Below are 12,433 nucleotides of genomic sequence, written 5' to 3' on the forward strand. Positions count from 1 at the left end.
AGGTCATATACTCTTAAGTTTACTTTTCCCTCTTTTCTGCCTTTTTTGTCAATGACTTCTCCAAGTGCTCCATTTTCTTTCTCCTGAAAAATAATTTTATTTTCTTCCAGAAGATACCGATGGTAGCGCCAGCCGCAATAAAGACACCGGCTACAATCTGAATTAAGTAGGTAGTGGTCGCCGGGTCGATGTAGGCATAGGCGGTCATGCTGAAGAGTAGGGTGAAAAGGGTAAAAAAGTAGGTGAATTTTAAGGTGGTTATTTTTTTCATAGTATAGCTCTCCTCTAATAAATTTATAGTATTTTTATGCTATTATTTCTTACTTTTAAGATTGAATTCTCTTCCTGTAGGAATCAATGTATTCAAATCATTCGCTTCACCAGTTTGCAAAAATTCTGTCATGTGATCGTCCTCTTCATAATTATAGAATAAATATCGCCGTTCTCTAAAATCGCCATATTGATAGTCAAAGACTTCACCACTGTTTTTGCCGTATACCAGACGCTTGTAGGCAATCTGTAAATCATCATACGATATGGGAGCGTACGATTTTTTCATCTCATGCTTTTCGTTAATACCTTTTATAAGCAAAATGGGGTTTTGTCTTCCTTGGCTTCCATTTAACTGATCATAGCCATGATCTGCCATGATTACGATAACAGAATTATCATATACTTCATTCCTTTTTAACATTTCCAGATAACTCTGCACTAAGGTCATGCTTGCTTCAATATTTCCTTCATAAGTGCCATTTTCGATAATATTTAGATTCTTATCATATCGGTGCGGTACATGACCACCTTCAAGATGAATAAATTTAAAGCAATTATCTTCTGTAATCGCTATATCGTTTTTGGGAATATCATTAAAGAAATCAATATTCGACCAGCTAAAAAGCGAATATTCAGATTCTTTAGGCAATGTCCTTAACTCATTAAACCGTCTGGGGCTGTCATAACAAAACCGTTTGAGATCAAAAGGTGCGTATTTTATTCCTCCCATTTGTACCATTAACCAGGCAAACTGGCTATAAGACCTTATTTCATTTTTAATAGCTACTAAATTATCAAATCGATCTACATCTTCAGAAATATCAATATTTAAGTCCTGATCATATATCCCCATTTTATAGTTTTTTTGTTCTAGTACATTTAGTAAGTTAGAATCGTGAATTGCCTTTGTAAGATATTCATTAAAAGGCTCATCATTTTCATACCAATCTCCGGATAAGATAAAGGGAATTGAAAATTTGGTAAATGGGTAAGCTCCTACTGTATTTGTATAATATGTAAAATCCTGAAACTGGATTTCATATTCTGGATTTGCATTTACCACGTCACTAAAGGTGGAGGCATCTATAGCATCTAATACTAAAATGATAAAATTAGAGTTTTTAGACATCTCAAATTCATTTTTAGTAGTGGATGCCAAGATTCCTTTCTTTTGATATCCCTCGGTTGTAATTCCCATAATAGTTAATGATATAGCTAGCATTAATAACATATAAATACTAATTACTTTTACACCACGTTTGACTTTCGAAAAATTTGCCAACTTAAAAAGAACAATAATTCCTATGCTTACCGTTATCCATAAAACAATTGACAGTAGCCTGGCAGACTGGTACTGATTCCAATTTATATTTGTCCCATCAAGTGGCGGCAAACCGCTTAGCAGAAAATTTCCTTGAATATAAGAACAAATCAAAAATATAGAATAAAGTATTAAAGTGATTTTGTATTGTCTCCCCCCCCTTACATAAAAATAAATAAAGAGAACTATGCTAATAAAAAAGGCTATTAAAAATACGCTTATCGAAATCGGAAGCAGAGTGTAAATATCAAACCAAAAATCACTTTGATTAGTAAAATACAATTCGAAAGGTGCATAAATAAAATGCATAAAGCAAACTGCTGCAGATAGAATAATACCAGAACCTATTTCTCTAAATAATCTTTTTTTTCCAATACATTCAATCTGAGCTATTACATATTTAATTCTTTGAAACACCCACATAAAGAAGATGGTGCAGGCTATAAATAGGAATAATTTATATATTCTTAAACAAATAGAAAGGCGGGTTAAATCAATATTATCATTATAAAAATAAGGATCTGTATCTGTAGCTAATAAAACCAACTTACCATTTTCAATATGATAACCCAATGTCTCTTTTAAAATAAAAAATCTCAGAATATCATCTGGCTTTAAACTATAAATAACGAATGGCCCTGCTTTTATTTGTATTTGCTTAATACTGATAGTATCTGCACCATCAAAATCTATTCGTACTTTATCCAAGCGATCGGGGGATAATTTAACAAATATAGACCGCGTCGGATCATTCGGTAGATTTTTTATCTCTGAATAATTATCTTCAAAAAAATATGGTCCTAGACTTTTATTATCATAATAAACCCTTATTGTTTCTCTACCAGTTCCTCCAGCATTAATAGATATTCCTGTAGTATTTGTAACTATTTGATTTGTTGTATAAATACTACAAAAAACTAGTATTAATAATGATAATAAAAAATATATTTTCCTTTTCATTTTATTTTCCGATATCCCCCTTAGCCTTTTTTATACTTTTATTAATTTTGTAATTCATCATCAATCAGTATCTGATATATGATTTTGTCTTTTTTATTTATCGAGCAAAGTGTAATTGGATACGCTTGATTCAACCAGTTTGAAACATCAATCTCACATGAAAAACCGGAAACTTCATATGCAGAATCGTCGTATTTTTCGGCAACATCTTTTCGAGATATAATTTGGCAGGGGTAAAAATTATCATTTATAAAAATATAAGTATTACCATTCGCCTCCAGATCGTCTAAATTTACAAGCCAACCAGTAATTGTGGCTTTTGACTCATCAACTTGTAATGTTTCTACATTATAAGTAAGCACAGCTGATTTTGTAGTATAAGCAGTAAAGTCAGGTACTGCTTCAAAGACTTCTTCATTTATATTTTTTGTGCTTAAGAGTTTTGCCTGGTAATTCATATTCATTTTATTTATAACTAAAATAACGATTATACATATAACTAAAAATGCTAAAAAGATAATATTACGTCTGCTTTTAAGTTTTGAGTTTGCCTGCACGTTAATAAATCTAGAATCCATTTATAGATTTCCTTTCGAGTCAACAATCAGTTACCTTTAAATAATTTTTCACCTCACTACGAAATGCCAGTATTTTACTTGACAATATTCCAGCGCTATATTCCTGAGCTATGTAATCCTGAACAGAACATATTTCATCAAAATGTTGCTTCGCTTTTAAATCTGTGGTTACACTATTTGAATGACGTCTATGATAATTCAATGGAGATGAAGTAAACGATATATATTCCCCCTTTTTCAGAAGCTGAACATAAAACATCCAGTCTCCGGCGACTTTATATTCCTCCGCCATTTTAAAAGCATCAGAAAAGTCTTGTTTTCTAAACAAAACAGCACTGACATTGGGAATAACATTTTTAACGGATAAAGTTTTTTCAATAAAATCAATTCCGTTCATTACAAAATCACTTTTCCACAACTTATCATCAACATCGTTTACCCAAGACAGATAGTTATCACCTATTCTTTTTCCATACTCATCAATCATAATGGATTCACAATACGCCATAACTACATTATCCGACTTAAATTTATCAATTAAATTCTCTAAAAAGGTGGGTTTTGCCAAATCATCTGCTTCTGCAATCCAGACAAAATCACAATTCGATGAATCTATGCCCTTCTTCCACTGTTTAAATACATTATGACTGTTTATATCATTAAATATCGACCTGATTTTTAATGGATACATTTTTTGATATTTTTCGATTACTTCGCGGCTGTTATCTGTAGAGGCATCATCCAAAATTATAATTTCATGTACTGGATACGTTTGATTTAGAACACTTTCAATCCGTTTAGGTAAATAATCGGCATAATTATAATTAGGAATAATCACACTTACTTTTTCATATTTTTCTCCCAACAAATTTAAGAGCGTTCCAATATAATTTGTGAAGCTAAATTTTTGCGCTATAAATTCGTGAGCGTTTTTCCCCTTTTGCTTTAACTTTTGAGGATTATTAATCAATTCTTCCAGCGCGTCTATCATCTTTTCGCTGTCTTCCATCGGTACCAGGCTGCCATTTTGTTCAAATATGATATCAACGTAGCCACCACCATCGCGAAATGCAATTACAGGCAAATATGCATAAAAAGCTTCCATTACAACAGATGGAAAAGGATCTTCACGAGAAGTTAGTACAAAGATATCGGAAGCAGCAAAATATTTCATAGCATCTGTCTGTTTTCCTGCCATTATAATTTGCCTCCGCAAGCCGTTATTATTAAGTACTTTATTGGCAAGCGTTTGCGTTTCGGCATCTAAATCACCTACCCACATAAATGCAATGTTGGAATTTGTAGAACACATTTTAGATGCAATATCTAAAAATATATCAGTTCCTTTCCGATAATAACCATATCCTACCCCTAATATAATCAAGGTATTTTCTTTCAGGCCATATTTAACTCTAATTTCTTTCCTGATCGCATCTCTTTGATTTAAGTATAGGTTAACTTGGTACATTCCTTGAGGAGCTATTACCGCCTTTTTTTCAGCGATCTGTTCAATTCTGTCAGCACTTTTTTTGACATAGCTGGAAGCAAAAATAATTTTGACAGCTTCTTCATTTATATAATGAAGATTCTTTTCGCATGAATATTGGTGAATCACCTTTTCCATTTCATGAATTAATGCAATACATGATATCCCATAGTTTGTTAACTTATGTAATACATCGCCGGACACAACTGTATTGCAAATTGCAAGAGTTGCATGTGTTTTTGTCACCCATTCAGTAAATTCAGAATCACTTACAGAAGACAAAATGCATACATCCACTGATAATTTCTTGAATTCATCTATTAACGGACCGGAATTTTTTAAAATAGTATACACTTCATAATGAAATGTTGACCTTAATTCTGCAATGATATTAAGAGCTAACATTTGTGCCCCTGCGAAGCATGCATCATGATTTACCACAATGATTTTTTTACTGTTCTGGCGTAACTCGATGAATGTTTCATATACAGCATTCAGATTTGCATAGCCATAATGCCTATCAGGTTCCAGATATGTTCCCTCAGCCCACTCATTCCACGCATTAATAAATACAAAGCGATCTCCTGAAGCGCGCCTATCCTTCGTTAAAACAGAGATATCTTTTAGCCATTCTTTAAATGCAGCAACTGAATAATTATGATAAATAGTTGCAGCATTTGGCTTTCGGGCAGAATTATCCCATGCCATAAAGATCCCTTTATAATACTTATCTAAATTCTTTTTCAAATATTTTTTTTCTCGAACAATCTGTTGGTAATCATAAACAATACTCTGACAACCTGAATTTATAAACTGAACATTGGAATTAATTGTAGGCATTGAATACTGATAGATGGAGTGAGGTGGAAATTCAATAAAGCCATCAAATCCAGACATTTTTGTATCTTCAGACAGAGCGAAATCAACAGCTAATAGATGTAACTCACCCACCTTATTTAAAGCAATTTTTCTCCAGGTCTTAATAACGTTTCGTATATCTGGTATCTGGTTCGCATTGTATATAATCAGTAAAGGTTTTCCATTTATCTTTATATAACGTTCATCTGTCATATACTCCAAAACACTTTCAATAAATTTTGAAGCAAATGATTTATCATAATTTTGAGATATTAGAATATCATTTTCCTTTCCATCCCAACGCCGACTCCAATTTTCATTAGCCCAGCAAAGGCAGAATGGTATATCCAATTGTGGATTTTCTTTTATTAGCTTAAGAGGTGTTTCCATCAATGTTTTTCCATCAAACCAATAGTAATAAATACAGAAACCATAAATTCCATATTTTTTTGCTAATGATATTTGTTCTTGAATTACGGAGATCATTCGTAAATCATAATAACCCAATTCCCCCGCTAATCTTGGCTGATAATGGTTAACAAACTGTGGCACCGCTTTCGTGACATTTGTCCATTCTGTAAATCCCTTTCCCCACCATTCATTATTTTCTTCAAATGGATGATATTGTGGAAGGTAAAAAGCCAGATACTTAATATCTTCTTCCTTAATATCGGTATAGCAGTGGTTCTTATCCGATATATAGTCACCACTTAAAGGCCCTTCCAGAGGTATCTTCATTATCTGTTCCATATATTGGTCAGATAAATTACCCTCCAAATGATTCTGTAATTTTGGTTCTATGCTGTATTGATACCCATTAGCAGATTCTAATTTACTATTTTTCCAAATTCGATACGTCTCCGTATTTTTTATAAGCGGAGTCAGTATCGTAAAAATAGCCCCCTTAATTCCTTTTTTGATACTAAAAGGGAGGGGGATTGCTAGATACACCTTATGTAGTTTCCGTCTCCACGCATTCCCACTACAAACCTTTTTCTTAATTTCTCCCAATATACGAAGAGGCTTCGTTATTTTCCAGCAAGTAGATTCTTTTAATGCCACCAAGTCATTTTCCAGATATAAAATACGCTGATTTACAGTAATGAGTTCTTCTATATCTTTTTGGTATTTTTCATTTGCATCTTGATATTTTGCATTTGCGTCTGATAAGGCATTTAGTTTTTCATTTAATTTTTTTATATCATTTTTTAGTGAGTTGTTTATAGTTAACTCAGTATTTAATTTACCTAATAAGTTATCTTTGCTTTTTTCGATAAGTATTTTTTCATTGGTTATCTGTTCTATAATTTTTTTATTTATTTCTAATTGGTGCTGGGATATATTGTTTATTTGGTCGATTAATGAGTTTATTTTTTTTGCGGCTTCAAGAGGAATAATATTGCCAGCTACTTCAATTTTTTCAATGGATGTCACTGTCTGACCGCTAAATAAATAAAAGGGATCATTTGTAAAAAAAAAGTCATCTTCATTACAACTTGTATATGCATTGCTCTGTTCCTGTATTAAAATTTCATCATTTATTTTAAAATAAGATAATCTACATACACATGGATATTCACAAATATCAAGCCTTAGCTTATTAAATGAGCCTATTTTTTCAGTAGGAAAAATTGACACTATGAATTCTCCGTTTGGATTAACTCTACGCATAAACGTAAATTTCTGGTCTTCACTAAAACCTGTTCCTTTATCATAATATATAGAAAGAGGTTCGTAGCCAAAGCCAGTTTCAAAATTTTTTTCAATATTAATAATTTCATTATTTCTATCGTAAAAAGCTTTTTTTACTGCCATCACAACAAATTGATACACATCAGCCATTGGTCTTGATTTCAATAGCTTAGAAATTTGAAAATCAATATCGTCATATGTATTGTTAATAATTGTCGAGCCTACATTTTCATAAACTGCTTGGAAACAAACTGGCTTTAAATCATTATCCTCAAACAGGTTTATTATAGAATCATATGTAAAAAATCGTTGGTGAGTCTTATCTAATATTCCATTTTCGGTATAATCAAATTTATTTTTTATTAGATCAATAATTACTGAATTATGAGCAATATTTGGAATTGATGCAAGAATTTTTCCGTCTGGCTTTAATAGAGTGGCGGAAATTTCGAGAACTTTGCTTGGATTGTTTAAATGTTCAAGGACATCTGCAAATAGAATATAATCGAACTGGAGATAAGAAAATTTATCTTTCCAAGCAAAATTTTCAATATTATCACACATGCCATCTTTACTATATCGGGAAGCAGATACAAAAGCTTCATTATCTATTTCCACAATATAGACATCACAATTAAGTGTCTCAGACAAATATTTTGTCATACGTCCCATTGCTGGGCCAAACTCAAGTATTATGCTTCTTTCTTTGATTTTTTCCAGCATAATTGATAAAGAATTATTGGTTGATAGATCTAATGGTACATCATATTTATTCATATATCTTATTCTCCTATACTGTCTAGATAGGCATCACAAACTTCCATGCTATCTCCGATTAATTTTATTTCTCCTTTTTCTAACCACAATACCCTATTACAAAGCTGTCGTACCTGCAAAATATCATGAGAAACGAAAAGGACAGTTGTTTCTCCATTCATCAAACTTTGCATTTTTTCTCCGCTTTTACGTTTAAAATGTTCATCTCCGACAGATAGTATCTCATCAACAATTAATACCTCTGGAACTACGATTGTAGCAATCGAAAACCCCAATCGCATTACCATGCCAGAGCTGTAGTTCCTTATTGGTACATTAATAAAATCACCCAATTCCGAAAAATCTACAATTTCTTCAAATTTACTGTCTATTAATTCTTTACTATATCCTAATAGCGCCCCATTTAAATAAATATTTTCCCGAGCAGATAACTCCGGATCGAAGCCGGCACCTAGTTCGAGCAGCGGCGCAATATGTCCACTAATGATCACGTTTCCTTTTGTTGGATATAAAATTCCAGATATCACTTTTAAGAGAGTACTTTTTCCAGCCCCATTAGCTCCTATTAGACCAAATACTTCACCTTTCGAAACACAGAAACTAACATTATTTAATGCTCGAAAATAATGATATTGAAGCTTTCCTGATAAGGCTGTAACAATTGTTTCTTTCAAACTATTGATTTTATCATTTGTCATTTTAAAATCCATAGTTATATTTTCTACATTTATCATTCTTTTTCACCATATTAAAGATATAAAATAAAGTTTCGTTGGAGTTTTCTAAAAATCAATGCACCTATGGCAAATGCCATCACCGGAACTAAAATACATGCAGCGAAATTATACATTCCTGGCAAAGTTCCATCTATTATAATGGTTCTGGCAAATTTAATAATATGATACAAGGGGTTTAATTTTAATATAATCATTAAAGAATCACTCAAAATATTTTCGGGATAAAATATAGGGGTTAAATACATCCAAATGGTAGTGATTATACCATATAAAAATTGCATATCTCTAAAATAAACCATTAATCCTGCTAAAATCAAACCAATCCCAATACTGAATAAAATAATACTAATTATAGGTATAACCAATAAAAACATAGTGGGGGAAAAAGGTATCTTATTTATAATTACTGCAGTAAATAAAATAATTATAGTGATTAAAAAGTTAATACTGGCCGAAATAACTTTAGATATTGGGAATATGTATTTCGGCACATAAACTTTAGTAATTAAATTTGCGTTCATCACTATAGAAATCATTGCTTGAACTGTAGCCTCGTTAAAGAAATTAAAAAACATTATTCCTATTAACAGGTAAACGACATAATGTGGTATTTCAAATCGAAATAGATTAGAAAAAACAATATATTGAACACACATGAGTAATAATGGGTTCAATAAACTCCATAACATCCCTAATGCGGAGCGCTTATATTTTGTTTTGAAATCTCTTTCTACTAATTGTAAAAATAAATAGCGATACTTTTGTATATATATTCTTGTTTTTTTTAACATTAAACTAACCTCTACCCATATATTTTGTATGTTCAAAGTTTCCCAAACAATACAATTAAACGAAAAACCAAATTATCACCCTTTTTTTGCCGGTAAAACCGTCTATCCTGCAATAGCCGGAACCTGCCAATTATAGAATTTTCTGCGGATAAAAATTTATCAATTATTTCTTGCTTGTCATCTGTCAGTCGGTAGTGAGTACATAATTCTCTGGCCTGTTTATACAATGCTCCACGTGGCTTTATCAACTCACCTATACGATATTTAAGCAATTTTATGCGTGTTGTCTGAGCGCCTAAGACATTATTTCCGTGTTGGCGGTAACGAATATATGCATTGGAATCATAATATACATTTCCATAAGCGGCTGCTAATAGATAACTCCACCAGTCATGCATGACGGCATTCTTTGGTACATATTGCCGTAGCAAAAAGAGCATTTCCCGATTAATTACTGTGGTACACCCTGTACAGATATTTTGAACCAGCGCATTAGCAAATGTAATTTTATTGACAATACAATGTACTGTAATATTTACTGGATTTAATTCTTCGTCAACGATTACCTTATCACTGCAATATAAAGAGGGCTTTTCGTTTGAAAACTTTTCCAATCTTTCTATGGCATTTTTCGTTTTTTCTGGAAACCACTGATCATCTTGATCAGCAAATGCAAAGTAATCAGCATCTATATCAGCATGATTTATTAAATCGAAAAAACTTTTTTGCACACCGATATTTTCTCCTTCGTAAAGAGTAATCCAGGAATACAATTTTGTATAAGCCTTTATAATAGAAACAGTATGATCATTAGAACCATCATCTCGTATTAACAACTCTTTTTCTTCAACATCCTGTGCAATAATACTATCCAACTGTGTACAAATATATTTTTCTCCATTGTAAGTTGATAACAAAATTTGAAGCTTCATATTTTTACCTGCCAAGGCATCTCTTTATTAACACACGAGCCCTTACTGAATTTTTAATAACCCTAAAATTTCTACTTTTTAATATAACTTGATAAATCTTAAATTCTAAAGATGTTAGATTACGCATGATTAATGTACTTTTTGTCTCATCTGCGTTTAAAATAGTTTGTATAATTTGCTTTTGAGAAGTTAGTGGTAAATTGGCTGCCAGTGCTTTTTCTATGTTTAAAAAGCAACCGCGTAAATACATTTCCGCCGGGATTACCAATAGATCAGTGTTCCAATATTCATGCATAAAATCAATTATTCCATTATACAATTTACTGTTATATTCTGGCAGAAAACTATGCCATGTATTTGTCAAACGTTCAGTTTCACGACACACATAATGGTATCCACAAATATCTACCATAAAAATCTTTTTTATTTGTTTTAAATATAAAATATTATATAGAACGTCCTCTCCAAAGCGAATATTCTCATCAAACCCAATATTGTGTTTTACCAAAAGTTTGCGTAGATATAATTTGTTCCAGACATGAATAAAGAGGTTATAAATAAATGGCTCTTTTAAGTGTTCTTTTAAACTTTCTTCATCCGAGAAAAGAATATTTGCAAATGCTGTTTTTAATTGTTTTGCTGGCCTGTCTTTATGTGTGAACTCACGGATAAAGCCACTTACTACCAAATCAGATTTATGTTTTTCAAATGCAACTACCATTTTTTCATAGTAGTCAGCTTCAACATAATCATCCGCATCCAAATACGCTATATATTCCCCATGCGCAAGATGGATGCCAGAGTTTCGCGCTGCACTTAAACCTCTATTTTCTTGGTTAATATAGCTAATCCTATGATCCTGTTCCTGATAACGGAGGCAAATCTTTTCACTGTTATCTGTGGAACCATCATTCACTAAAATTAATTCCCATGATTGATAGGTTTGTTTAATAACACTCTCAACTGCTTTTTCTAAAAAAGCTTCTCCATTATATACTGGCAAAATGATACTTAATTTTGATGGTTTCATTATTTTTCTATCCTTTTATGGAACATCTATAATAAAATATTATTGATATTGATACTTCTGATAATCGCGCTTATAGGAAATTACCATTCAAATCCGTTAAAAAACCCCCACAAAAAATTTAAGTTGAGCACATCCCCTCCAGGATGATATAATTTAATGTGAATAAATACAGAAAGGTATTGACATGGAAAAGCCAGTTGTTTCAGTAATTATGCCTGCTTACAATTGTGAAAAGTTCATAGCAAAGGCGATCGAGTCAGTTCTTGTACAGAATGTTTCGTTAGAATTGATTATTCTTAATGATTGTGCAACGGATGGAACAGAAAGAGTGATACAACAATATCTTTCTGATCAGCGGATCCGTTATGTTAAAAATGACAGAAATATGGGGGTGGCCAGGACGAGAAATGAAGGGGTACGTATGGCAATGGGGGAGTACGTTGCATTTCTGGATTCTGATGACTGGTGGGAGAGGGAGAAATTGAGCAGGCAGTTGGCTCTAATAAAAAAAGAGAAGAAAGTCCTTTGTTCGACAGGACGAGAATTGGTTGACATAAATGGAAACCTCACTGGGAGAGAAATTCCCGTGAAGGAGACGATCACATATAGTATGATGCTCAAACAGAATTGGATTAATTGTTCTTCTGTATTATTGAAACGGAAGGTGGCAGAGGAATTTCCAATGGAGCACGAAGATAGCCATGAGGACTATATAACCTGGCTGAAAATACTGCAAAAATATCAATATGCCTGTGCGATCAATGAGCCATTGCTGAAGTATCGCTTAAGTAGTCAGGGAAAATCCGGGAGTAAGCTCAAATCTGCGAAAATGACTTTTAAGGTATACCGATATATGGGATTTTCGTGGTGGAAGTCCATAGGCTGTTTTATTTGTTATGCCTGTAATGGAGTGAGAAAATATATAATAAAATAAATGAAAGGCTGCCTTTACTTCACTGGCTAAAATTTCAATGACATACTGTAGAGCATGGAAGAAA

The 12,433-nt window shown here is 32.4% G+C and carries 9 protein-coding genes; 1 reads left to right on the forward strand and 8 read right to left on the reverse strand.

Annotation, left to right across the window (positions count from 1 at the left end; translation table 11 throughout):
- Window positions 1-19: 19 nt before the first annotated feature.
- The 8 genes from H8S75_RS19085 to H8S75_RS19120 are packed head-to-tail and all read right to left on the reverse strand — an operon-like array spanning window position 20 to window position 11,435.
- A complete protein-coding gene (locus H8S75_RS19085; protein WP_187022999.1) occupies window positions 20-271 on the reverse strand; it encodes a hypothetical protein in 252 nt (83 codons plus the stop codon).
- Between the two features lie 42 nt (window positions 272-313).
- A complete protein-coding gene (locus H8S75_RS19090) occupies window positions 314-2,554 on the reverse strand; it encodes a sulfatase-like hydrolase/transferase (RefSeq protein WP_187023000.1) in 2,241 nt (746 codons plus the stop codon).
- Between the two features lie 41 nt (window positions 2,555-2,595).
- Window positions 2,596-3,132 (reverse strand): hypothetical protein, encoded by a 537-nt coding sequence (locus tag H8S75_RS19095; RefSeq protein WP_187023001.1) that lies wholly within the window; start codon window positions 3,130-3,132, stop codon window positions 2,596-2,598.
- 19 nt (window positions 3,133-3,151) lie between these two features.
- Entirely contained in the window at window positions 3,152-7,945 is a 4,794-nt protein-coding gene (locus H8S75_RS19100) for a glycoside hydrolase family 99-like domain-containing protein (protein WP_187023002.1), read from the reverse strand.
- A 5-nt stretch (window positions 7,946-7,950) separates the two neighbouring features.
- Window positions 7,951-8,679, reverse strand: a complete 729-nt coding sequence (locus H8S75_RS19105) for an ABC transporter ATP-binding protein (protein ID WP_187023003.1) — start codon at window positions 8,677-8,679, stop codon at window positions 7,951-7,953.
- 14 nt (window positions 8,680-8,693) lie between these two features.
- Window positions 8,694-9,473 (reverse strand): ABC transporter permease, encoded by a 780-nt coding sequence (locus tag H8S75_RS19110; RefSeq protein ID WP_207729180.1) that lies wholly within the window; start codon window positions 9,471-9,473, stop codon window positions 8,694-8,696.
- A gap of 32 nt (window positions 9,474-9,505) precedes the next feature.
- Entirely contained in the window at window positions 9,506-10,405 is a 900-nt protein-coding gene (locus H8S75_RS19115; protein WP_187023004.1) for a glycosyltransferase family 2 protein, read from the reverse strand.
- A 4-nt stretch (window positions 10,406-10,409) separates the two neighbouring features.
- The gene (locus tag H8S75_RS19120; RefSeq protein ID WP_187023005.1) at window positions 10,410-11,435 is read right to left on the reverse strand and encodes a glycosyltransferase family 2 protein; all 1,026 of its coding nucleotides are present in this window, start codon (window positions 11,433-11,435) and stop codon (window positions 10,410-10,412) included.
- 184 nt (window positions 11,436-11,619) lie between these two features.
- Here H8S75_RS19120 and H8S75_RS19125 point away from each other — a divergent pair, with 184 nt between their 5' ends.
- Window positions 11,620-12,369 carry a glycosyltransferase family 2 protein gene (locus H8S75_RS19125; protein ID WP_187023006.1) on the forward strand — a complete coding sequence of 250 codons (750 nt, stop codon included), beginning with the start codon at window positions 11,620-11,622 and terminating at the stop codon, window positions 12,367-12,369.
- The last annotated feature ends 64 nt before the right edge of the window (window positions 12,370-12,433 follow it).

Origin of the sequence: Hungatella hominis (genome assembly GCF_014288005.1) — a bacterium.
GTDB classification, from domain to species: Bacteria; Bacillota; Clostridia; order Lachnospirales; family Lachnospiraceae; genus Hungatella; species Hungatella effluvii.

Bases quoted from the DNA above. Each gene is read 5' to 3' on its own strand.
- H8S75_RS19085 (WP_187022999.1), bottom strand. From the start codon at position 271: ATGAAAAAAATAACCACCTTAAAATTCACCTACTTTTTTACCCTTTTC.
- H8S75_RS19095 (WP_187023001.1), bottom strand. From the start codon at position 3,132: ATGGATTCTAGATTTATTAACGTGCAGGCAAACTCAAAACTTAAAAGC.
- H8S75_RS19125 (WP_187023006.1), top strand. From the start codon at position 11,620: ATGGAAAAGCCAGTTGTTTCAGTAATTATGCCTGCTTACAATTGTGAA.
- H8S75_RS19100 (WP_187023002.1), bottom strand. From the start codon at position 7,945: ATGAATAAATATGATGTACCATTAGATCTATCAACCAATAATTCTTTA.
- H8S75_RS19115 (WP_187023004.1), bottom strand. From the start codon at position 10,405: ATGAAGCTTCAAATTTTGTTATCAACTTACAATGGAGAAAAATATATT.
- H8S75_RS19105 (WP_187023003.1), bottom strand. From the start codon at position 8,679: ATGATAAATGTAGAAAATATAACTATGGATTTTAAAATGACAAATGAT.
- H8S75_RS19090 (WP_187023000.1), bottom strand. From the start codon at position 2,554: ATGAAAAGGAAAATATATTTTTTATTATCATTATTAATACTAGTTTTT.
- H8S75_RS19120 (WP_187023005.1), bottom strand. From the start codon at position 11,435: ATGAAACCATCAAAATTAAGTATCATTTTGCCAGTATATAATGGAGAA.
- H8S75_RS19110 (WP_207729180.1), bottom strand. From the start codon at position 9,473: ATGTTAAAAAAAACAAGAATATATATACAAAAGTATCGCTATTTATTT.